The organism is Streptomyces kebangsaanensis (assembly GCF_001906585.1).
In the GTDB taxonomy this organism is placed as follows: domain Bacteria; phylum Actinomycetota; class Actinomycetes; order Streptomycetales; family Streptomycetaceae; genus Streptomyces; species Streptomyces kebangsaanensis.
In genome coordinates this window covers 217,777-240,277 of the sequence record NZ_JUJA01000163.1, presented here as the reverse complement: position 1 = coordinate 240,277, position 22,501 = coordinate 217,777, and the positions used below count along the sequence as shown (strand labels likewise).

Annotated in this window: 11 protein-coding genes and 4 pseudogenes; 5 read left to right on the top strand and 10 right to left on the bottom strand. The window is 68.9% G+C overall.

Annotated features, from left to right (window positions below; all coding sequences use genetic code 11):
- Window positions 1-56: 56 nt before the first annotated feature.
- Window positions 57-521: a hypothetical protein gene (locus RH94_RS32785; RefSeq protein ID WP_073951961.1), complete on the bottom strand. Its 465-nt coding sequence runs from the start codon at window positions 519-521 to the stop codon at window positions 57-59.
- A gap of 387 nt (window positions 522-908) precedes the next feature.
- Here RH94_RS32785 and RH94_RS32780 point away from each other — a divergent pair, with 387 nt between their 5' ends.
- Window positions 909-1,178, top strand: coding sequence for a type II toxin-antitoxin system Phd/YefM family antitoxin (locus RH94_RS32780; RefSeq protein WP_073951960.1), 270 nt, complete (start codon window positions 909-911; stop codon window positions 1,176-1,178).
- A pseudogene (locus RH94_RS32775) lies at window positions 1,171-1,311 on the top strand (type II toxin-antitoxin system RelE family toxin); the annotation flags it as partial. The gene RH94_RS32780 and the pseudogene RH94_RS32775, both read left to right, overlap by 8 nt.
- Before the next feature lie 41 nt (window positions 1,312-1,352).
- On the opposite strand, the pseudogene RH94_RS32770 reads toward RH94_RS32775, so the two are convergent.
- Window positions 1,353-1,502, bottom strand: a pseudogene (locus tag RH94_RS32770) (IS256 family transposase); the annotation flags it as partial.
- A 97-nt stretch (window positions 1,503-1,599) separates the two neighbouring features.
- Here RH94_RS32770 and RH94_RS32765 point away from each other — a divergent pair.
- A complete protein-coding gene (locus tag RH94_RS32765; protein ID WP_073952016.1) occupies window positions 1,600-3,264 on the top strand; it encodes an IS1182 family transposase in 1,665 nt (554 codons plus the stop codon).
- Between the two features lie 9 nt (window positions 3,265-3,273).
- Here RH94_RS32765 and RH94_RS40070 read toward each other — a convergent pair.
- The 6 genes and pseudogenes from RH94_RS40070 to RH94_RS32740 form a co-directional block, all read right to left on the bottom strand.
- A pseudogene (locus RH94_RS40070) lies at window positions 3,274-3,570 on the bottom strand (transposase); the annotation flags it as partial.
- Between the two features lie 27 nt (window positions 3,571-3,597).
- Complete coding sequence (locus tag RH94_RS32755; protein WP_073951958.1) at window positions 3,598-5,703, bottom strand: ISAzo13 family transposase; 2,106 nt, start codon at window positions 5,701-5,703, stop codon at window positions 3,598-3,600.
- 53 nt (window positions 5,704-5,756) lie between these two features.
- A pseudogene (locus RH94_RS32750) lies at window positions 5,757-6,587 on the bottom strand (IS256 family transposase); the annotation flags it as partial.
- Between the two features lie 206 nt (window positions 6,588-6,793).
- The gene (locus tag RH94_RS46235; protein WP_267893414.1) at window positions 6,794-6,916 is read right to left on the bottom strand and encodes a hypothetical protein; all 123 of its coding nucleotides are present in this window, start codon (window positions 6,914-6,916) and stop codon (window positions 6,794-6,796) included.
- 99 nt (window positions 6,917-7,015) lie between these two features.
- The gene (locus tag RH94_RS32745; RefSeq protein WP_073951956.1) at window positions 7,016-7,579 is read right to left on the bottom strand and encodes a hypothetical protein; all 564 of its coding nucleotides are present in this window, start codon (window positions 7,577-7,579) and stop codon (window positions 7,016-7,018) included.
- 84 nt (window positions 7,580-7,663) lie between these two features.
- Window positions 7,664-15,493, bottom strand: a complete 7,830-nt coding sequence (locus RH94_RS32740; protein WP_073951955.1) for a ricin-type beta-trefoil lectin domain protein — start codon at window positions 15,491-15,493, stop codon at window positions 7,664-7,666.
- Window positions 15,494-16,031: 538 nt separating this feature from the next.
- Between RH94_RS32740 and RH94_RS32735 the strand changes: the two genes are divergently transcribed.
- Window positions 16,032-19,205: a DNRLRE domain-containing protein gene (locus RH94_RS32735; protein ID WP_073951954.1), complete on the top strand. Its 3,174-nt coding sequence runs from the start codon at window positions 16,032-16,034 to the stop codon at window positions 19,203-19,205.
- A 50-nt stretch (window positions 19,206-19,255) separates the two neighbouring features.
- Here RH94_RS32735 and RH94_RS32730 read toward each other — a convergent pair whose 3' ends face one another.
- Window positions 19,256-20,428 (bottom strand): serine hydrolase domain-containing protein, encoded by a 1,173-nt coding sequence (locus tag RH94_RS32730; protein ID WP_073951953.1) that lies wholly within the window; start codon window positions 20,426-20,428, stop codon window positions 19,256-19,258.
- Window positions 20,429-20,560: 132 nt separating this feature from the next.
- Here RH94_RS32730 and RH94_RS32725 point away from each other — a divergent pair, with 132 nt between their 5' ends.
- Window positions 20,561-21,355, top strand: coding sequence for an EI24 domain-containing protein (locus tag RH94_RS32725; protein WP_073951952.1), 795 nt, complete (start codon window positions 20,561-20,563; stop codon window positions 21,353-21,355).
- 151 nt (window positions 21,356-21,506) lie between these two features.
- On the opposite strand, the gene RH94_RS32720 is transcribed toward RH94_RS32725, so the two are convergent.
- On the bottom strand, window positions 21,507-22,478 hold the full coding sequence (locus tag RH94_RS32720) for an aldose epimerase family protein (protein WP_073951951.1): 972 nt from the start codon (window positions 22,476-22,478) through the stop codon (window positions 21,507-21,509).
- Window positions 22,479-22,501 lie beyond the last annotated feature (23 nt).

The window sequence follows — 22,501 nt, the reverse complement described above, 5'->3', positions numbered from 1 at the left end:
GTCGGCGGCACGTACCGCCCACAGCTTCGGGCGGGAGAACTCCTTCCCGCGGCCCGTCACGAGGCCGTTCCGCCCGGTCGGGGGAGCCCCGGACCGTCCCCTGTGAACGGGCCCTGGAGCTCGCTCGCCACCTGCGGGTCGGACCATGCCTCGGCTGTGGAGCGCCAGGAGGCGAGACTGCGCGCGAACGGCAGCAGCAGCCCCGTCTCGGCGCTGGCGATCAGATCCGCCAGCAGCTCGCGCACGCAGCTGTGCCGCTCGCTCTCGGGGAGCCAGTGCAGCCAGGGCAGCTCTTCCGCCAGGGCCTTTTCGGCCAGCGACCGGTGCCGGTCGGCCAGGATGGCCAGCGACCGGGCGGCCAGCCGCATGCCGCTGAGGGTCGCCTCGAACCGCTCTTCCCGCATCAGTACGAGGTTCTCCTCGCCGCGGCGCTCCAGTATCACGTCAGCGTGATCCAGCGACGGCAGGACCTGGGTCGGACCGCGGAGGAAGAAGCTGTAGGGGAAGGTGCGAACGGTCATGCCCAATATGATGTCTGAACTACTTCAGATCACGGTGCGAAACAGGCGCCGGTCTCCTACCCTCGCCCGCTGCCCCTTCGGCTGCGCAGCTAACCACGGGGGAGATCTCGGTGCAGGAGGTCGGTATGGCCGCGCCCGCCTTCAACCACTGCGGAGAGACGACCGCCGCTGTCCTCACCCAGTTCCCCATGCTTCCTCGCCTCCCCCAGCCACCTGCGTGTACTCGGCGGTGCGGAACATCTGGCGGTGACCTGCGCGCCCGCTCCGCCGCACAGTGAAAGGGCGGGCAATCGGAGACGGGCGACCGCAGGATGGTGGAGCGTCGTCCAACGTGGCTGGACAGGCAAGCGTTTGTGTACACATGGAACACTTGGTACTCATGAACTTATGACGCAGCCGATGCCCATAGAGTCCATCCGCGACGTCCGCGCACACTTGGCCGAGGTGGTAGAGCGAGCCGACCGCGACGACGTGCCCACCGTCATTACGCGTCGTGGCAAGCAGGTGGCCGCCGTGGTGTCGATCGAGGTCTTGCGCAAATACCAGGAGTGGGAAGAACGCGAGATCAACCGGCTCATCGACGAGCGCATGGCGAACCCCTCGGCCGGCATCCCGATCGAGGACGTCATGAGGGAGACGCTGGCGCGCAGTGAGTGAGTACCGCACCGTCTTCCGGCCAGAGGCTCAGGCGGAGCTACGCAAGATCCCTCGCGGCATGGCGCTCCGCATCCTGGTCAAACTGACCGAGTTGGAGGCCGACCCGCTCGGCTTCAACACCACCGCCCTCGTGGGGTCTGTCCAGTGAACGGTGTTTCTGGAGTTGATAGGGATTCAGCGGCGGGCGGCGGAGAGCCGTCCGTCGAAGGTGATCTCGAAGGCGTTGAGGGCGGCCTTCCACCGCTGTGACCAGCGTTTGCGTCCCCGCCCGGTGGGGTCCAGGCTCATGATGGCCATGTAGACGCACTTGAGAGCGGCCTGCTCGGACTCCGCTGGCGAATTTGCTATGCGCCTGAAGTGATCTTCTGGCGGGGGGCATTCTGGAACGCGACATGGCGTGGGGGCCTTCAAGGGGATCATGATGTCTTTATGGCCTCGCCGTGGCCTGATCGAGGTCCCAGCGACCACGGTGGAGGTGGCTCGGGCCGCCTTCCCGCGGGGGTGCATGGCGATGCGTCTGCGGGATCTGCTGGGCGAGTTGTTCGAGGACGAGCAGTTCACCGAGCTGTTCGCGGTGCGTGGCAGGCCAGCACTCGCGCCTGGCCGGCTGGCGCTGGTCAGCGTGATGCAGTTTGCTGAGGGGCTGACCGATCGGCAGGCTGCCGATGCAGTCCGCTCCCGTCTGGACTGGAAGTATCTGCTGGGCCTGGAGCTGCGTGACGCCGGCTTCGACGACTCGGTGTTGTCGGAGTTTCGCGCCCGTCTCGCCGAAACCGGCAGCGCGGAACGGCTGCTGTTCGATGCGGTGCTGGACAGGCTCAGGGAAGCGGGCTGGGCGGCCCCGGGCGGGCGGCAGCGGACCGATTCCACTCATGTGCTCGCTGCGGTGCGGACGCTGCAACGACTGGAGTTGGCAGGCGAGGCGGTCCGTGCCGCGTTGGAGGCGATCGCGGCTACGGAGCCCGACTGGCTGACCGGATGGGTGCCCGTGGACTGGTTCGCCCGCTATGGGCCGCGGGCGGATGCCTACCGACTGCCCCGCGAGGAGTCCGAACGACTTGCGGTGAACTTGCAGTTCGCCGAGGACGGCTACCGGCTGCTGGAGCAGGTCCACGCACCGCAGACGCCGTCGCTGCTGCGGCAGCTGTCCACGGTGGAGGCCCTGCGACGGATCTGGATCCAGCAGTTCTACCGCGACCAGGACGGCGTTCACCGCAGAGAGAGCAAGGGCTCGGGCCGTCCGCCCGGAGCAGCCGCGATCGTCTCCCCCTACGATCTGGACGCCCGCTTTCGCGTCAAGCGCTCGATGGGCTGGACCGGATACAGCGTTCAGCTGAGCGAGGCCAGCAGCGATGACCTGCCGCATCTGATCACCTACGTGGCCACTGCACCGGCCACCGAGGCCGACGTCGACACCACCGACCGCGTGCATGACGCGCTCGACAAGCGCGGCCTGCTGCCCGACGAGCACTACGCGGACAGCGCGTACGTCACGGCGGAGAAGGTCCTCAAGGCCCATGACCGAGGCGTGGAGTTGATCGGCCCGGTCAACCAGGGCAACCAGTGGCAGAGCCGCACCGAGGACGCCTTCGACACCGATGCGTTCACGATCGACTGGGACACCCTCACCGCCACCTGCCCGCAAGGGCACCCCAACACCTGGTCCGGCACCGGCCTCGACCGGCATGGCAATCCGCGGGTGATGTTCACCTTCAGCATGACCGACTGCACCCCCTGCCCGGAACGCTCACGCTGCACCCGCGCCAAGACCGCCGCCCGCACCGTCACCCTGCGCCCCCGCGAACAGCACGAACTCCTCCGCCGCCTCCATATCGAGCAGGCCACCGAGCAGTGGCATCGCCGCTACGGTCACCGGGCTGGTGTCGAGGGCACGATTTCCCAGGCCGTACGTGCCTTTGGGCTACGCCGCAGCCGCTATCGCGGCCTTGCCAAGACTGCCGTCCAGCACGTCTTGACCGCCACCGCGATCAACCTGACCCGCCTCGACGCGTGGCTCACCGGCACCCCGCTCGGCCACACCCGCATCTCCCACCTCGCCGCCCTCGCCCCTGCCCGTCCCGGATAGCAAATTCGCCAGCGGAGTCGCCTCGTCGGGGAAGTGCCCGCGGGCCCGGACGGCCTTGCGCATGCGGGCGTTCACGCTCTTGATCGCGTTCGTCGAGCAGATGACTTTGCGGATCTCGACGTCGAAGGAGGGGGGCCCGAACTCGGCCCAGGCGTTTTCCCACAGCTTCACGATCGCGGGGTACTTGCTGCCCCATGCCTCGCAGAACTCCAGGAACTTCTCCTCGGCAACGTCCTGGGTCGGCGCGGTGTAGACGGGCTTGAGCGCCTTCGAGATCTTGTCCCAGTCCTGGCGGGCCTCGTTCCGTTACGCGGCCCGCAGCAGGTGGAACCGTCAAAGAACAACATGGTGGTCTTTGGGGTCGGGTGCGCTTGTCCAGGCCAGAACGTCGGCTGCGGTGGCGTAGCGGTGTTCGGCGGGGGTGATGGCGAGGCGGTGGTCGTCGAGAACGGGTAGGACGTCGTTGATCGCGTTCCACAGGGTGCTGCGGCAGACACCGAACAGCTCGGCCAGGGTGTCCAGGCCGCAGATGCGGCGCCGGTAGAGGATCGTGGCGAGGATCCGGTCGCTGTCGGTGATCTTCTGCCGGAAGACGCCGCCACGGGTGCCGGGACGGCGGTCGCCGCCGCGGTGCCGATGCCGTCGCTTCTCGATCGCGGCCGCGTAGGGCACGATCAGCTCTTCGAGTAGAGCGTGCAGGCTCTGGCGGCTCATGCCAGTCAGGACGGGGCTGGTGAGCGCGTTGCGGGTCGGTTCCGGCGTGTTCCGGTCCGGCTCGGTATGGGTGAGGAAGGCGCGCAGGTCCTGGGCGCGGGTGAAGTAGCGGACCACGGTCGGCGTGATGCTGATCTTGTGTTCGTCCAGGAGCTGCCGGGTGGCCTTGATGGCCTGCCCGATGGTGACGGGGTTGATTCCGAGCAGGTCGCACAGCACCTTCTGCGGGCAGACCTGTCTCAGGTAGACCACGGTGACCAGGACTTCGTCCGCGTTCGAGAGCAGGGATCGGTTGCGGCCGGTGGTGGCGACGCGCCTGCCGCCGCGCAGGACGTAGCGGCGTTGCTCGCGCCGGGCTTCCTGGTCGGGGGCGAGCCGGGCCCGCAGTGCGTCCAGTTCCGTATCGGTCATGCCGGTCAGGCGTTGATCGGCGAGCATCCGCAGGGCCAGCGTGCGGGCGGCGGCGCGTTCGTCGGCGGTCTGCGGTGGCGGGGCCGGGGTGTCGCCGACGGCCGGCGTGATGGTGTAGTTCCAGCTCCCGTGCCGGTCGTGGGCGGTGATCGGCAGAGCCTGCAGCTGTTCGCGGCTGACCTGGATGCCGGTCGGGTAGGAGCCGGTGTCGAGCGCGGCCTCGACGCGCAGCCCGGCCCGGGTCCGTGTCGCGGCGATGGTGTTGACGACGACTTCGTGGCTGGTCAGGGGCCTGCCGCGCCAGTTCATGGTGATGTGCGAGAACAGCCGGTGCTCGATTTTATTCCATTTGCTTGTTCCTGCAGGAAAGTGACAGACCGTGATCGTCAGGCCGGATTCGGCGGCGAATGCTGCCAGTTCGGCCTTCCACAGTCGGTAGCGGTAGCTGTTCGAGCCGCCCGCATCCGCGGTGATCAGCAGCCGGGTCGCCAGCGGATAGTCGAGCGCGCCGCGTGCCTGCCACCAGCGGCGGATCGAGGCGACCGCGAACGCGGAGGTGTCGTGGTCGACGCCGACGTTCACCCAGCCGGTGTTCGCGGTCATGTCGTAGATCCCGTACGGGACCGCCGTCTCCACGCGCGGGCCGGCGAAGAAGCTGTGGTCCTCGACCCGGACCGGATCGCCCTTGGGCCGCCACTCCTGCCCGGCCATCGGCAGCAGGCCCACCTGCTCTTTCTTCTTCGAATCCACGCTGATGACCGGCTCGCCCGCAGCCTGGTGCTCCTTGACCTGCTCGTTGATGTAGCGGAACTGCGCGTCGCGGTCGGGGTGTTGATCGCCTTCCAGGGTCTTGGCGGTGCCCTGCAGGCTGAACCCGCTCTCCTTCAGCAGCCGGCCCACGGTGGGCGCGGTCACCCGGTGCCCCTGCCGGGACAGCTCGGCGGCCAGGTTCCGCAACGACTTCGTCGTCCAGCGCAACGGCGACATCGGATCACCGCGCTCGTCCGGCTCGACCAGCCCCATCAGCGCCGGAACCAGAGACGGGTCAACGGCCTCGACCCGCATCCGCCCGCCACCGGGACGCCGGACGCGCCCCTCGGACAGCGGTCCGGCACCGTCTTCGAGTTCGAATACGCCCCTGCGGACGGTGGTCTCGCTGACCCTGGCCGTCCGCGCGACCAGGCGCACACCACCATGACCGAGCAGACGTGCCTCGGTCGCCATCGCCAGGCGCCGCTGACGTTCGTTCAAGTGCGGTAACAGGGCCTCGAAGCGCTGGGCGAGCTGCAGGCGGGCCTCGTCGGATATGCGCATACCACATCAACGACACAGTTCCCGGGAAGCAACGTGTTGTTTCCTTACGGCTTCAGGTGAACCACGCACGTCTGGGTGATCGCCTGCGGCCAGACCGCCTCGATGGCGTCGGGCAGGCCCTTGAGGCCGTCGCAGACGACCATGCAGACGTCTTCCGTGCCCCTGTTCTTGATCTCGGTGAGGACCTGGAGCCAGTACTTGGCGCCCTCGCCGCCGTCGCCGGCCCACAGGCCGAGGATCTCGCGGGTGCCCTCGACGGTGACCGCGAGGACGACGTAGATCGGCCGGTTGGCGACCTGGCCGTCCCGCAGCTTCACGTGCACACAGTCGATGAACAGGACCGGATAGACCGAGTCCAGCGGGCGGCTCTGCCATTCGTGCATGCCGTCGATCACCTTGTCGGTGATCGTGGAGATCGTCGTTTTCGACACCTCGGCGCCGTAGACCTCCTTCAGATGTGCGGAGATCTCGCCGTGGGTCAGGCCGCGCGCGGACAGCGACAGCACCATCTCGTCCACCCCGGTCAGCCGGCGCTGCCGTTTCTTGACGATCTGCGGTTCGAACGAGCCCGCCCGATCGCGCGGGACGTCGATCTCGACCGGGCCGACATCGGTGAGCACGGTCTTGGAGCGGGTGCCGTTGCGGGTGTTGCCGCCGGCCGCCTTCTCGTGCTTCTCGTGCCCGAGGTGATCGGTGATCCCGCCCTCGAGGGCGGACTCGAGGATCTTCTTCGTGAGCTGCTGCAGCAGTCCGCCCTCGCCGGTCAGCTTGATCCCGCCCGCCTTGGCCCGGTCCACCAGCTGGCTGATGAGTTGGTCGTCCAGCGCGTCAGGCCCAAGCCCCGCCGGCTGCACGTCCTCCACGGCCTCAGCCGACACGGTCACGTCTGTCATCAGGTGTCACTTCCTGCTTGAAGATCCACCGTTGACCGTACAGACCCTCTGCAGGGCGGCCGTCTCGTTCGGGTGGTCGTCGCGCACCTCGGCGACCATGCGCACCGCACGTCGGCGCAGCTCAAGCGGGTAACGGGAGGGTCATGCCATGACTCGGTCTTTTCATGAAATCGAGTCTCCATTCGAGCCGGGGCGGTTCACGCGTACTCCTGCCAGTGGCTGGAGTTGTTCTTGCCGGCCGCCACGTTCAGCGTGCTGTCGCCGTTCTTCGGGCCGCCGCACCCGTTCTGGTCCTTGGCGGCCCAGAACGGCCCAGACACCCTGCGTGCGTACGCCGAGCAACTGTTTGGCGCGCAAGTGCGGTCGTTCTGGTGGGACTGACGCTCCCGCAGGTGGAGCGCTGCCCTCCTTAGGAGCGGTCAGTCCGAGAGGCCGTGACCGAGACCCAGCTCCGGCCTTACAAACCGCTGGTATACCAGGGCCCACACGTCACTTTCGCGGCGTACGCGCCTCATCGTGGACAGCGGGTCCTCAGCCCAGCCCTCGAGTAGCAACTCAGTGGCTGCCTGGCACGACCGTTCGAAGTCCACGGCACCCGCAGCACTGTCCAGCCCGGCCTCCAGGAAGCCGACCGTTTCGATGGCACGCGCGGACATCTCGTCGCGGGGCACGGCCTCGTCCCGATCCAAATGCGCGAGGGTGGCAGCAGCAAGGTCTCGGTAACCGACGAGGAACTCCTCGGGCAGAGGGAGTGCGGGAGCCTGCTCCCACAACTTACGGTTCGCCTCCTCTGCATCTTGGATGAGCCTGGGGTGGATCTCGGAACCGCGCAGATGGCGCCACACGGACCTGACCCCCCCGTCGACGCGGTAGTACAGGGACTGGAGACGGTCATCCGGACACACGACGAAAACCGCGCTCCCGATCCGGAGGACCATGGACGCGTTGTAGGCCAGGGCGGCGCCGCGGGTCAAGTCCTGCATGTGTGTGCTCCATCCTGGACAATCGCTATGGCTGCCGTGGGGGGAGCGGACGCGCCCGCTCCCCCCACGGCTGTTATCGGCCGGCTACCACTCAGCCGTTGTATTCGACGTAATGGTCGCGCCTCGACCAGTTAGGAAGGTCCGACACGCGGGGCAGATCGGCCTGCTGACCACGAGCAGACGCGGCTGAATCTGGAGAATACCCGCCGCCTCGGTCCACATCTTCACCTCGGCATGCCACAGGTCCTCCTTGGCCACAGTTCTGGCCGGCTGCGGGACGCGGATGGCGAGGGTACCCGACCCGAGCGAGGGAAGGGCCGTCCACTGTCTCTGCGTCAGGTCTGCACGAGCGCCTACCGCGACGATGTCCAGGCCACCGCCCGGGGTGTCGGCGTGCAGCGCACCCATGGTGCGATAACCGGCGCCGCCGCCGGCTAGCTGGGTCATGTCGTCGACAATGTCAGTGAGGTAGTCGACATCGGCTCCGCCGCCGGTTCCGCAGTTGTGAACGAGGACCGGCGCCGCCCCGGCCAGCACGTAGTACGTGTGGAGATCGCTGACGGTGAGGTTGTGGACGGTGGATCCGGGGCTCGTCCAGCGCTGGATCGCGGTGATCTGGACGTAGGTGCCGGCACTGGTCTGGAGCCACTGGCCGGACTTGAGGTCTGCGGCGTCGATCCATTCGCCGAGTTCGGGGACCCAGAAGGGGTGACCGTCGGTCGCGGTGACCTGGGCGGTCTTGGTGCCCTTCTTGCCGTCGGTGTCGATGGTGACCTTGACCAGGTGCTTGAGGCCCTGGCCCTTGATTTCGGCGGTGACCGTTTCGATGCGCCGCTCGCCGGTCTTCGGGTCAGTGGCGATGACCTTGTCTCCGGCCTTGACCTCCTCGATCGGCTTGGTGGAGCCGTCGGCCATCAGGACCCTGGTGCCCGGGGTGAAGCTGTTGTTGATCGGGCAGGAGGCGCCGCTCCCGCCGCCGTCGGCCTTCCCGGACCCGCCGCTGCCGCTGGTTCCGCCGCTGCTGCGGGCGGAGCTGCCGGAGCTGCCGCCGGGCTTGGAGCCGCCGCTCTTGCCGCCGCCTCCACCGCCGGAGCCGGACGCGGACGACGACTTCGGGGCCGCCTTCGACTGGGCCTGTTTCTGGACCGGGTTGCCCGTTTTCTTGGTTTGGCTGACTGCCTTGTCGGTGGTTCTCTTCGCTTGCTCGGCGGCCTTCTTCTTCGCTCGTTGGGCGGCTTCCTTCTTGGCCTTCTCGATGGCCGCCTTCTTCGCCTTCAGCGCCGTGGCCTCGGCCGCCTTCGCGGTCTTCAGGACCAGCTCGGCCGCCTTCTTCGCTGTGCGGAAGGCCTGGATGGCGCTGATGGTGCGGTTGACGGCCTTCAGGACGGAGGGGATCTTGCCCAGCTTGGTCCACGGGATCGCCCCGATGATCAGGCTGCCGCAGGACCACATGTCGCCGCCGAAGCAGGCCAAGGCGTCGTTGATGCCGATGAAGTCCTTCAGCGTCTCCCACGCCACGGCCAGGATCACCGAGGACAGCGACTTGCCCATGGTGGACTGCGCCTGGGCGACCTGGGCCGCCGACAGTCCCGCGCCCGCCAGTGCCGCGGCCCGCTCGGAGGCGGTCAGGGTGATGGCCAGACCCGTCGGGTCGGACATCGTCACCGGGTTGTTGTGCGCGTAGGCGTAGCCGTTGGACTGCAACAGGTCGTTGAGGTCCAGGACCGGGTCGGCGGACAGGAAGCGGCCGACGACCGGGTCGTACAGGCGGGCGCCGAGCGGCTGGTAGCCGGAGGCGTCGTCGCGGGTGGCGCCCAGGAACCCGGTGTGGGCCTGCATCTTGACGCCGATCGTGCCCGCCCCGCGCTGGTTGCCGAACGGGTCCTGCTTGCGGATCCGGACCGGCATGCCGTCGGTCATGGCGACCTCGGCATAGGTGCTGCCCTGGTGGTCGCCGGTGAGGGCGACCAGGACCTCGCCGCCCGTGCCGTTCGCGTAGCGCATGACCGCGCCGCCCGGGGCGGCGTAGGTGCGCTGGGTGTGGACCAGGACACCGCCCTGCTGGACGGTGACCTCGGCCTCGCCCAGGTGCAGGGTGGCCTGCTTGCCCTTGATCGTCAGCAGGCGGGAGCCGTCGGGGCCGTAGATGTGACGGGTGTCGTTCTGCGGCGCCCACACCTGCGCGGACTTCGTGCTGTCACAGGTGGCCAGCACGATCGGGGTCGAGTTCGCCGAGTTGGCGTCCTTCACGGCCAGGCACAGGCCCGAGGCGATGTGGGTCAGCTGACCGGAGGTGTTCCGCTTCAGCTCCTGGCCGGCCGAGCCGTCACACTTCTGCACCTGCACCGCCGACCCGGCCGTGTTGGCGGCCGGCTGCACGCACCAGTCCTCATGGACGTCCAGCGTGCCCCGGTCGCGGTCCGACTGCGTCGTCCCCGGAGTGGGAGTGAAGCGCCAGCTCTGCGCCACCGTCGAGTTGCACGAGTACAACTGGATCGGCTGCCCGGCCTTCGCCAGGCCGGAGGCCAGGTCCAGGCACTTGTCCGCAAGCCCCACGTACGGGGTCCTGCCGCCCGCGCCCTGACCGCTGATCCGGTCGACCTGGCCGTCGTACGTCCAGGTCAGCTCCTGCTTGTCACCGTTCTGGACGGACGTGACCGACTTGGTCTCGCCCGTCAGCTCGTACAGCCGCTCCGCCTCGGCCTTGACCTGCGCACCCTGCAGGGTGGTGTAGGTCTTCGACACCTTCGTCAGCGTGTGCGGCTGGGTGCCGTCGGCCTTGCCGTAGGAGTAGGTGGTCGTGGCGTCCTTGGCGGTGGCGCCGGTGAGGTCCTTCTCGGTCAGCTTCTTGCGGTTGCCGACCAGGTCGTACTCGTACTCCTGCCAGTAGCCGGAGTTGTCCTTGCCGGCCGACACGTTCAGCGTGCCGTCGCCGTTCTTCGGACCGCCGCACTTGGTCTGGTCCTTGGACGTCCAGGCCGACTTCAGCTGACCCAGCGGGTCGTAGCTGAAGCACTGCCGCTCCGCGATCCCGTCCGAGTGCTCCCGGATCGAGGTGACGTTGCCCGCCGGGTCGTAGGCGTACGACCGCTGGGAGACGAGGACCCCGCCGACCAGGGTCTTGTCCCCGGTCTGCTCGCGGTAGACGTGCTGCTCCTGCAGCTCACCGCCGGACTCGTCGAACGAGTTCTGCGTCCACACCCGGTACGGCTGCGCGCCCAGGGTCGAGCGCAGCACCTGGCCGTAGGAAGAGTAGACCGTCTCGGCGCCGTACCAGTCCTTGCCGGAGACGGAGAGGGGCAGGCCGTCCTTGTTGTAGCGGACGACGAGCTTCTCGGCGGCGAGCTTGCCGACCGCCGGCAGCGAGGCATCCTCCAGCATGCCCGTGTCGTTGTAGGTGTAGCCGTACGTGTACGAGGTCTGCAGACCCCACGTGGCGGCCAGCGTCGACGGCAGGTTCAGCGTGGTCGAGGTCGGCTGGTAGTCCTTGGTGTAGCCGTTGACCTTCTGGGTGTACGCCAGGCCGTCGGTGTAGCGGGTGGCGGTGGCGGGCATGCCCTTGCCGCCGGTGACGGTGTCGTAGGTGTACTGCGCCAGCAGCGTGCCGTTCGCGTCCTTCAGACGCTGCTCGGTCGGCCGCGACAGGACGTCGTAGCCGTTCCAGACGGTGATACCACGGGCGTTGGTGGTGGTCAGCGGGCGGTCGAAGTGGTCGTAGGTGGTCCTCGTGGTGCCCGAGTCGGGGTCGGTGGCGCTCTCCAGCCGGCCGCGGTGGTCGTACGTCCAGGTCCACGGGTGCGCGGTGTCGGCGGAGTTGGTCGCCTTCGCGAGCTGGCCGTGCGCGTCGTACTTGTACTCCATCGACGTGAACCCGTCGGGAGCCGCCGGGTTGAAGGTGTCCACCCGGGAGGTGCGGCCGAGCGCGTCGGTGAAGACCCGGTAGGAGGAGGCTCCGGCCGGGTTGACGACCTTGGACCAGTCCTCGCCGTACTCGTAGCGGGTGGCCCGCGCCGGGACCGGCTCGGACCTGGCCTCCTTGGTCTTCTCGTCCAGGACCTTGAGGACGGGCATCTCCTCGACCACTCGGCCGAGACCGTCGTAGGAGTAGCGGGTGATGTTGGGGACGGCCGTGTCGGCGACCGGGGTGAACAGCTCACCCGGCGTGGCCTCGTTGGTCAGGTAGGCGTTGTTCGTCTGCCAGACCTCACCGGAGCTGTTGTACAGCGTGTCGGTGATCAGGTGGCCGCCGCCGTCGGCCTCGTCCTGCGTCTGCCGCTCGCGGCCGAGGCCGTCGTAGATGGTGACGGAGGTCTCCAGGCGGTCCTTGTGCCCGCGCGCGTAGGTGGTGACGAACGGCGGCTTGCGGTCGTCCGGCTTCTTCGGGTCGTTCGTCGGAAGCGTGTAGACGGCCTTGAAGTCCGGCACGGACGAGGACGACGGGGTGCGGCCCGGGGCCCAGGCCTCGGCGAGGCGGCCCAGCGGGTCGTACTTCGCCTCGCTCACATGGCCGTTGGCGTCGGTCGTCTTGAGGGTGGTCGAACGGCCCGGCTCCAGTTCCTGCTTCTGTGAGTGGCCGAGGGAGTTCGTCTCGGTGACCTCGAAGACCTGCCCGGAGGACGGGGTGTAGGTGATCGTGGAGGGCTTGCCGTCCGGGTCGGTCATCCTGACCACACGGCCGATCGCGTCGAAACCGGTGGTGCCGTTGGTCTGGAAGCCGGTGCCGTCACCCTTCAGCGACCACGACTCGGTGGCCAGGCCGCGCGTGCTGTCGGCGAGCGCGGCGCCGTAGGAGCCGCCGTCGTACGCGGTGCGGGCGGCGCCGCTCAAGGTGCTCAGGTCGGCGAAGTTCGCTTTCGCGCACGAGGTCGGCGCGACCAGCACCTGCTTGGTCAGGCCGATGAGGTTCTTGCCGGTGTGGTGGACGTACTCCAGCTTGGTGCAGGACTCGTCCCCGGTCTTTCCGGTGTCGCCGAAGGAGTCGACCAGGGTGGGCAGACCGTACGTCGGCTCGTAGGTCGTCTCGCTCCGTACGACCCGCTCGCGCCGGGCGTCTTCACCGGTGCCGGAGGACTTGGTGTACGCGATCTCCACCGGCTCCGTGACACGCCAGGCGTACAGCGGGCTCAGACCGTCGTCGCGGTCGCGCTTGGCCAGCTCGGTGACGGCCGGGACGGTGACGCTGCGGGACAGCCACTTCGTGTCCGCGTCCTCCGCGTCGGCGTAGCTGAGCTCCTCGGCGATACGGCCGGCGAACGCCTCGTGGTCCTTGGCGATCTCGGCGCCGGTGATGTCCTTCACCGGGACGTTGTCGCCCATGCCGCGGAAGTAGCGCGTGACGGCCTTGGACTTCTTGCTGCCGATGGCCGGGTCGTCCTCACCCGTGATCACCGTGGTCTGCTCGAACCCGGCGAACTGCGAGTAGGTGCGCGTGGACTTCTTGGTGAACTCAGCCTCGGCCAGCTTCCACCCGGCGTTCTTGTACGAGTACGCCGTCTTGGTGGCCAACGGGCCGTCTACGTTGGGAAGTTCTTCTATCTCTTCCACCACGTACTTGTGGAACCAGTCGATGTCCTCGACCTCGGGGTCGGGGTGCCAGAACGACGGGTAGCACAGGCGGGTGTTGGACTTCAGCGCCGCCGTGTCCTTCTTGCCGGGCAGGTTGGTGCCGGTGGCGCAGTCGCCGGCGGCCGGTTTGTAGGTGACGACCGTCTCGCCGCCGTACTCGTTGATGACACGCCCGATGCGCAGCCGCGAGAAGCCGGGGCGCGGGTCCTTGGGCCGCATGACCCGGTTGGGCATGTCTTCGGCGTTGGACTCGAAGCGCACCGGGTTGAGGGTGATGCTCTCGTCCGTGCTGCCGCGGCGGGCGTAGCCGGTGCGCTGGATCGACTCCAGCCACAGGGCCGTGTTCGGACCGGTCTTCAGGACCGGGAAGCTCTGCGTGAGCGTGTACTTGTCCACCACCTGACGCGCGCTGGTGTCGGTGCGCCGCTGCGCCGAGGTGGTGATCGAGGCCAGACGCTTGCGGGACCAGAACGACGGGCCGGCGTTCCAGCACATCTTGCCGGACTCGCACCGCAGGTCGGCCGGGGTGTCGTACCAGATGCGGTACTTGCCCGGGTCCTTGTCGGCGAAGTTCGCGTCCGTGCACTTCAACGTGCCTTCGTCCAGGCAGCGTTCCTCGATCTGGAAACCGACGCGGGCCGGGGCCTCCTCGGTGAAGAGGGTGTTCCTGCGCTGCCCGTAGTCGATGCGGGACAGGTAGCCGTCGCGGTCGTAGGAGACCGGTGCCTTGAAGTTGAAGTTGCGCGCGTAGTAGTTCTTGTCGCGCTTCCACCACAGGGACATGGCGTTGCCGTGGACGTCCTCGACGTAGTCGAGCCCCCAGCGCCAGGCCTGCGTGCACCACGAGCCGGCCCAGTCGCCGGACTTGTAGCAGTCCTCGCCCGAGTGGTTCCCGTACACCGGCACGGTCAGGACGGAGTCGGTGACCGGCTGGCCGGAGCTCCATCCCGGCAGCTTGTGCAGACCGAAGTGGTAGCGGGTGCCGTCACGGGTGGTGACGACCCAGTACTCGCCGTTCCTGGCGCCGTTGCCGCTGGTGTTGTCCTTGATCTGCTCGATCTTGGAGCCGTCACCGTTGGCGGTGAACCACTTGCCCTGTGCCTTGTCCCACACCAGCTCGGTGGTCATGCCACCGAGCGACAGGGTCGCGTTGTTCGAGCCCCAGCACAGGTCGGCCGTGCGGTGCGTGGCGTTGTTGGACCCGGACTTCTTCGAGTCCTCACGGCAGTTGGCGTACGTGCGGGTGATGGAGCCGGGGTTGTAGTCCCAGCCGTCACCGATCCACGAGGCCTGGTTGTTGGTGGCGGAGGTGCGCCCGTCGACCGTCTGCGAGGAGTAGCTCAGCGCCACCTTCGGCATCAGGCCGCCGGCGGTCTCCGGCACCTGCACCTGGTAGCCGTAGGTGAAGGCGCCCGAGGAGGCACCGGCCGACCAGGAACCCGAGGACAGCAGCGGGGTCGCGGTGAAGTCACCGGCGGCGGACGCGCCGGTGTCCATGGCGCCGACGACCTGCGGGCCGGAGGAGCTCACCGCCTGCAGGGCGGCGGTACGCACGGAGGCGCCGGTCGCCTTCGAGGCCGTCTCGCCCCCGAGCAGGTTGGCGACCGGCACCGAGCCGGACAGGATCTTGCGGGTGGGCGCGTCCTTCGCGGCGGTGGACCCGGTGGGCGCCTCCTTCGCCGGCACCACCTCGACCGTGCTGCTCAGCCGCTCGGCGCTGTCGGCATCCGCCTTGCCCGACATGGTCTGCACGCCGTCCTCGGGGGCGCAGTCGCCCTTGCCGGGGGAGCTCAGAACACATTCGGGCAGCAGCACCAGGCCGAAGCGGTCGGCGGCCTGGGGGCCGTAGAGGTCGGCGAAGCCGGTGGTGTCGACGGTGAGCGCGACCTGCGCCTCCGGTTCGGCGGTGGCCGGCGGGGTGACCTGCATGATCAGGCCGGAGACGCCGGCGTCCTGGGACACGGTCGGCCCGGCCAGGTCGACCTCCCACTTGCCCGCGAGCGCGGCCGGATCGGTGCCCTCGGGCACGCCGAGCGCGATGGGCAGGCCGTTGGTGACGGCGACCATGGTGCCGGGCTCGGTGTCCGGGCCCAGGGTGGCGGTGCCGCTGTTCTCCGTCCAGGGAGTGACGGCGGTCGGTTCGTACGGGGTGACGGCGACTTCGTCCGCGGTCGTCAGACTCTTTACGCCCTCCTCGTCCCCTTCGACCGAGGTGTTCTCCGGCAGATCGGGCAGGTCGACCTTCGCGATCGCCCGCTCGCGGCTCATGCCGGGGCCGGGCACCGCCAACGCCTCCGGGCCGAGGCTCGTCACCGTCAGCGTCGAGGACAACAAAAGGACGGTCGCCACGCGGACATGCCGACGGCGCCGTCGTTGTGACTCCGTCATGGCCAGGCGTCTCTGCCTCAGCCATGACAGTGGACCTTGAGCACGCATACGCGTCGACTCCCACCCGGGCGATACAAACAACAGACGAGGTGCGGACACACCAAAGAGCACGCCCCCGTCGCCGGGCGCGTGCATGCCCGCACTCTCTGTCATGAGCGCTACAGCTTTCAAGATCGCCGCAAGAGCGCCCGAGAGCGTCGATGTGACGTGTGTCACGCAACATGTCGCCGCGAGTCATCACTTCCGGCGATGTGTGCGCGATGCGTAGAAACCAACGGCCAATCAGGAAATGACGGGTGGTCAAAAACCGCAGACGCGAACACCCGCCGCCGGCCCCGAGGAGATCACCGCGCTTGGTCACGGATTCATAAAATCTTCATACCTGGACCCTTCTGTGCAGAGCGTGTGATCGTGTGCGCGCCCATGCCCCACGGCCTGCCGTTCGGGGCTGTCTGTGCTGCCCCAATCCGCCCGGCCCACATGGGAGTAGACCGCCGCCGTGTCCGCGCCGCCTCGTTTTCTCAGTCCGTTCGTGCGCACGCGCACCAGGCTGACTCTCACGCTCGGCCTTGTCCTGGCCGCCCTGACCGCCGCTCTGCTGCCCTGGTGGCAACCCGAAGAGCCATCAGTACCGCAGGCCCGTAAGGCAACGGACGCCAAGCAGGCGTCGACCGGCCCCCGTGACGAGGCCGCCGCCCAGGCCGAGGCCGAACGCACCCGCAAGCAGGTGCTCGTCGACACGGCGACCACCGCCACCTCCCTGACCTGGGCGCAGCCGGACGGCACGATGCGCACCCGGATCACCGCCACTCCCCAGCGGGCGAAGAACGCCGAGGGCAAGTGGGCGCCGGTCGACAACCGGCTGCGGCGGACGGAGAACGCCGCCGGCGGCCTCGGTGTCCGTCCGGTCAACCCCCCGGTGCCGGTGCGGTTCTCCAGCGGTACGCCGGGCAAGGACGCCCGCGCCGACCGCTCGTACGCCCGCCTGCCGCTGGCCGACGGCCCGGCCGCGAAGGAGACGGTGCTGGCCGAGGTGGAGATCGACGGCCACACCGTCGCCTACACCTGGCCGGGCACGCTGCCCGAACCGGTGCTCGACGGTCCCCGGGCCCTCTACCCGGAGGTGCTGCCCGGCGTCGACCTGCTGCTCGTCGCCCGCGAGGAGGGCGGCTTCGGACAGCTGCTGATCGTCAAGACGCCGGAGGCCGCGCAGAACAAGGCGCTGGCGACGGTGTCGTACGGGCTGCGCTCGAAGACGGCCGTGTTCCGCCACGACGAGGACGGCGGCCGGGTCCTGATCCTCGACAAGGCGGGCAAGGAGATCGGCTCCGTCCCGACGCCCTTCGCCTGGGACTCCAACGGCCGTGACCCCGAGCTGCCGAAGGACCAGAGCGCGCCACGCACATCGGTCGCGACGCCCGCCGACGTGCTGAAGCTGTCCGGACTGAGCGGCATCGAACCCGGGGCGCGCCAGGCCCCGATGCCGATCCGTCTGGAGGGCGACAAGACCGGGACCGCGCAGCTCACCCTGCGGGTCGCCGAGACCGGTCTGCTCACCGACAAGGACGTCCGCTTCCCGCTCTTCGTCGACCCGACGCTCCCCAGCAGCTGGCAGGCGTGGACGACGGCGTACAAGCCGTACCCGAACACGAGCTACTGGAACGGCACCAACTTCGGCTCCGGCACCTCCGACGCCCGCGTCGGCCACGAGTCCGAAACCGGCGGTACCGGCCGCTCCTTCTGGCGGATGAGTTACAGCAGCAGCCTGAAGGGCGCGACGATCACCTCGGCGACCTTCAAGGTGCTCAACAACCACTCCTGGTCCTGCACCAAACGTGAGTTCCAGTTCTGGATGACGGGGGCGATCTCCTCCGGCACGACGTGGAACAAGCAGCCGAGCTGGTCCAAGGAGCTGGAGCGCAAGTCGTTCGCGCACGGCTGGTCCTCCAGCTCCTGCCCCGACGAGTTCGAGGCGTTCAACGCGAAGGCCGCCGCCCAGGAGGGCGCGGACAAGGGCTGGTCGAGCATCACCTTCGGCATGCGTGCGACCACCGAGTCGGACACGCAGACCTGGCGCAAGTTCAAGGCGACCTCTGCGGTGATGGAGGTGGTCTACAACCGTCCGCCGAACGAGCCCACCAAGGGCACGTCCTCGCCCGGTGGCGCCTGCGTGCCCGCCCCGGGCAAGGTGACGATCGGCAAGACCAACATCGTGCTGTCGGCGATGGGCAAGGACCCCGACGGCAACCTGAGCAAGCTGCGCTTCCGCTTCTGGAAGACCGGCGGCACCGTCCCGGCCGGAACCCTGGTCACCCCGAAGGCCGACGGAACCGCCACGCTCACCATTCCCACCACGTTCCCGCTGGAGGACAAGGCCACCTACTCGTGGGACGTGCGCTCCGAGGACTCCGGCGGCCTGGTCTCCTCGTACTTCCCGCCGGGCACCGAGCCCTGCCGGATCGCCATCGACGCCACCGCCCCGTCGCCGCCCACGATCGAGAGCGAGATCTTCCCCGAATCCACCTCCGACGGCCAGACCTGGTCGAAGGTCACCCTCGGCGGGACCGGCTCGTTCACGTTCTCCTCTCCGGGCGCGGACAAGTTCCAGTGGGCCTTCGAGGGACTGAACTACCTGGATGTGAAGGCCGACGCCAACGGCATGGCCACCATCACCAACGTGAAGCCGCGCCACACCGGCCCCAACCGGATCAACGTCTACGCCTTCGACAAGGTCGGCAACAAGAGCGCAGCCGCGAGCTACAACTTCTACCTCCCGCCGCGCGACATGGCCGACGCCCCCGGTGACACCACCGGCGACGGCATCCCCGACCTGTTCATCATCAATGCCAGCGGCAATCTGATGAACTACGTCGGAGACAAGGACGGAGAGCTGTACTCGTGGATGCCTGCCGCGTACACCTCGGACAAGAAGCTGAGTCCGAAGAACCACTGGTACAACCCGACCACCGGCAAGGCCTCGCTGATCACCCACTACGGGGACGCCTACCCCGGTGACGGTGTGACCGACCTGTTCGCCGTCACCCCGGACGGCACCTTCTGGCTCTACCCCGGTGACGGCTACGGCAGCTTCGACGTCGACCAGCGGATCAGGATCCGACTGCCCGCGAACGCCCCGGCGCCCTCGACCTGGACGCAGATCAAGGCCGTCGGCGACATCACCGGCGACAAGCTGCCGGACCTGGTGCTGCGGGCCGGTACCGCGTTCTGGACGCTGTCCGGCTACACCGGTGCGACCTTCCAGACGGCGACGCTGATGGAGGGCACCGCCTGGGCCCGCCGCGACATCGTCAACGTCGTCGACATCAACGGCGACAAGACTCCCGACCTGGTGTGGCGCAACATGGACAACGGCAACATGTACGTCCGTCACGGCAAGCCCGGTTCCGTCAGCGGCAGCGTCGACCTCGACTCGCTGAAGCTGGCCGCCAACTCCCTCAACGGAGACGTCGTCTACGGCACCAACTGGACCGAGGCCAACGTCGCCACCGTGATCGGCATTCCGGACGTCAACGGCGACGGCATTCCCGACATGTGGGCCGTATACGGAAGCGACGGACTGACGTACCTCTACTATCCGTCCCGGACGAACACGAACCCGGCCGTGAAGAAGGTCCTGTCGACGGACTGGAGAACGGTCAAGGCCTTCGGCTGACGGCCGGGTCACCTTTCCCGAACGAGCCCCGGCGCCCCGTGCGCCGGGGCTCACCCCGTTTCCCGCACCGTCAGTGCCGCCCTGTGCACCGCCCGTACCAGCCGGTCGTTCTCCGGGGCCGCGCCGCCCGGGAAGGCGAAGCGGCGGCGGGTGTAGCCGTAGGCCAGGCCGGTCGTCGGGTCGGCGAAGGCCTGGGAGCCGGCCGCACCGCTGTGGCCGATGGTGCCCGCGCCGAGGAAGGGGTGCCAGGTGTCGGAGGTCGCCTGGAAGCCGAGGCCGAAGGATTTGTGGGCGCGCTGCACCAGGTCGTACCCGGTGGAGTGGATCTGGCCGAACTCCGCCACCGTGTCCGGCTTGAGCAGGGGCGCCTTCCCGTCCACCTCGCTGATCACCGCCGCGTACAGGCCCGCGAGGCCGCGTGCCGAGGCGACGCCGCCGACGGAGGCCGGGCCCCTGGCCCGGATCGGGCGGTCGTTCGGCAGGGTCTGCAGGTCGGTCGGCTCGGGGCCCTGGCGGTTGAAGGCGATGGAGGAGAGGCTGTGCGGGCCCTCGGGCAGGGCGTCGAGGAGGGCCTGCTGTCCGGGGGCCGGTGCCATGGGCTGCGTGGGACGGTAGCGGGGCTCCCGGGCGGCGGGCAGACCCAGGTGGAAGTCCAGGCCGTAGGGCGCGCGGACGCGCTCCTCGTGCAGCTCCTGGACCGTACGGCCCGTCGCGCGCCGTACGATCTCGCCGGTGAGCGCGCCGATGACCAGGGCGTGGTAGCCGAACGCGGTGCCGGGGCGCCAGAACGGCCGCTGGTCCGCGAGGCGTTCGGCCATCGCGCGGTCGTCGGCCAGCTCGGCGGCCGTGAAGCCGGTGTCGGTGCCGACCACGCCCGCGCGGTGGGCGAGCAGTTCGCGCACGGTCAGCGCGGCCTTGCCCTCGGCGGCGAACTCCGGCCAGTAGTACGTCACCCTGCGGTCCAGCTCCAGCGTGCCGTCCTGCACGAGCAGCGCGACCACGAGGTGGGCGGCGCCCTTGGTCGACGAGTACGCCGCGTACAGCGAGCCGCCGCCGGCGCCGTCACCGTCCGGCGCGGCCCACAGGTCGACCACCCGCCGGCCGTGGACGTACGCGCACAACTGCCCCTCGTAGTCCGGACGTTCCGACGCCACGAACGCGGCGAACTCCTCGCGCACCGGCTCGTAGCCGTCGGCGACGGTGCCGTGGATCTCCTGAGTCATCGGCTCTCCTCAACCTGACCGCTGTTCACTGGTGACACAGCGGTTCCCGCGGATCGGTACGGTGACGCATCCCCGTTCGACTCAACAGCGGTCGGTGCGAGGTGCGGGCAGGGGCCCTCGTAAAGTCTTCCCATGCGTGATCTCGGGGTGGGTTTCGGGTACCTCCTGAAGGGCCAGCGGTGGATGGCGCGGCACAGGAGGTCGTACGGCTTCGGGCTGCTGCCCGGGCTGATCACCCTCGTCCTGTACGCCGCGGCGCTGACCGTGCTCGCCCTGTGGGGCGAGGGCGCCGTCGGCTGGGCGACCCCCTTCGCCGACGACTGGCCGAGCCCCTGGCCCGGACTCTTCCGCGGCCTGCTGACCGCCGTGCTGTTCGCCCTCGGTCTGCTGCTCGCCGTGGTCACCTTCACCGCCGTGACCCTCCTGATCGGCCAGCCCTTCTACGAGAGCCTGTCCGAGCGGGTCGACCGGGACGTGTCCGCCGACGGCACGGCGCCCGAGTCCGGTCTGCCGCTCTGGCGCGAGCTGTGGATCTCGGGCCGGGACAGCCTCCGCATCCTGGTCCGGGCCGCGCTGTGGGGCCTGCTGCTCTTCGGGCTCGGGTTCCTGCCCTTCGTCGGCCAGACGGTCGTACCGGTGATCGGGTTCCTCGTCACCGGGTTCTTCCTCACCGAGGAACTGGCCGCCGTCGCCCTCCAGCGCCGGGGCGTCGCACTCCGCGCCCGCCTGAAGCTGCTGCGCTCCCGCAAGCTGCTGGTCTGGGGCTTCGGCACGCCGCTCGGCCTGGCCTTCCTGGTGCCGTTCGTGGCGGTGTTCCTCATGCCGGGCGCGGTCGCGGGCGCCACCCTCCTCGCCCGTGACCTCCTGGGCGAGGAGACGGACGGCACGGCACTCTCGGAGCCCACCGAAAGCCGTGAGGATGTGTGAAGGTTCGTACGAGGTTGCGGTGGGGTGATGGACCGCCGACCGCACCGCCGTCACAGCGGTTAACGTCGGACCGGCACGGTTCTGCCCACGAGCAGCCCCGGTCCGGGACCTGACCCTGGACCGGGGCTCGTGCGTTCGTACGCGTGTGCGATCAGCGCGCCGAGAAGCCGTACACCGTCTCCGAGCGGAAGACCTCACCCGGGCGCAGCCCGGTGCTCGGGAACCGGGGGCGGTTGGGGGAGTCCGGGAAGTGCTGGGTCTCCAGGGCGATCCCGGCGCCCGGCGCGAAGGGGGCGCCGAGGTGGTCGGCGGTGTAGAGCTGGAGGCCCGGCTCGGTCGTCGACACCGTCAGCACACGGCCGAACACCGGGTCGTGCAGCTCGGCCACCTCCACCGGGGTGGTGGTGACGCCCTTGTCCAGGACCAGGTTGTGGTCGTAGCCGGAGCCCACCTCGCGGGCCCGGCGGAAGTCGAAGCGGGTGCCCGCCACCTCGGCCAGGTCACCGGTCGGGATCAGGTCCGCGCCGACCGGGGTGTAACGGGAGGCCGCCAGCCGCAGTTCGTGGCCGCCGGCGCTCCCGGAGCCGCTCAGGTTCCAGTACGAGTGGTTGGTGAGGTTGACCACCGTGGGCGCGTCCGTGACCGCCGTGTACGCGATGTGCAGCGCGCCCGACGCGTCCAGGGTGTACGTCGCCGTGACCTCCAGCCGGCCCGGGAAGCCCTCCTCGCCGTGCGGGCTGACCCGGGTGAGGCGTATGCCGTGCTCGACCGGCGCCACCTCCCACAGCCGCTTGTCGAAGCCCCGGTCGCCGCCGTGCAGCGAGTTCGTCCCCTCGTTCTGTTCCAGCGCGTACGTCCGCCCGTCCAGCGGGAAGCGGCCGCCGGCGATCCGGTTGGCGTACCGACCGATCAAGGCGCCCAGGAACGGCTCCGGGTGGGCCAGATAGCCCTCCAGCCCGGGAAAGCCCAGCACCACGTCCGCCGTGCGCCCGTCCCGGTCCGGCACCTCCACCGACTGCACGATCCCGCCGTACGACAGCACCCGCACCCGCACCCCGGCCCGCTCCAGCGTCCAGCGGTGCACCGCGGCGCCGTCGGAAAGTGTGCCGAAAAGTTCGCTCATGTGGAAAACTCTAGATCCCTGGA

What these genes read in the sequence shown, in the direction of transcription:
- RH94_RS32745 (WP_073951956.1), bottom strand. Translation starts at nt 7,579, where the DNA reads ATGCAGGACTTGACCCGCGGCGCCGCCCTGGCCTACAACGCGTCCATG.
- RH94_RS32725 (WP_073951952.1), top strand. Translation starts at nt 20,561, where the DNA reads ATGCGTGATCTCGGGGTGGGTTTCGGGTACCTCCTGAAGGGCCAGCGG.
- RH94_RS32780 (WP_073951960.1), top strand. Translation starts at nt 909, where the DNA reads ATGACGCAGCCGATGCCCATAGAGTCCATCCGCGACGTCCGCGCACAC.
- RH94_RS32785 (WP_073951961.1), bottom strand. Translation starts at nt 521, where the DNA reads ATGACCGTTCGCACCTTCCCCTACAGCTTCTTCCTCCGCGGTCCGACC.
- RH94_RS32730 (WP_073951953.1), bottom strand. Translation starts at nt 20,428, where the DNA reads ATGACTCAGGAGATCCACGGCACCGTCGCCGACGGCTACGAGCCGGTG.
- RH94_RS32720 (WP_073951951.1), bottom strand. Translation starts at nt 22,478, where the DNA reads ATGAGCGAACTTTTCGGCACACTTTCCGACGGCGCCGCGGTGCACCGC.
- RH94_RS32755 (WP_073951958.1), bottom strand. Translation starts at nt 5,703, where the DNA reads ATGCGCATATCCGACGAGGCCCGCCTGCAGCTCGCCCAGCGCTTCGAG.
- RH94_RS32765 (WP_073952016.1), top strand. Translation starts at nt 1,600, where the DNA reads ATGTCTTTATGGCCTCGCCGTGGCCTGATCGAGGTCCCAGCGACCACG.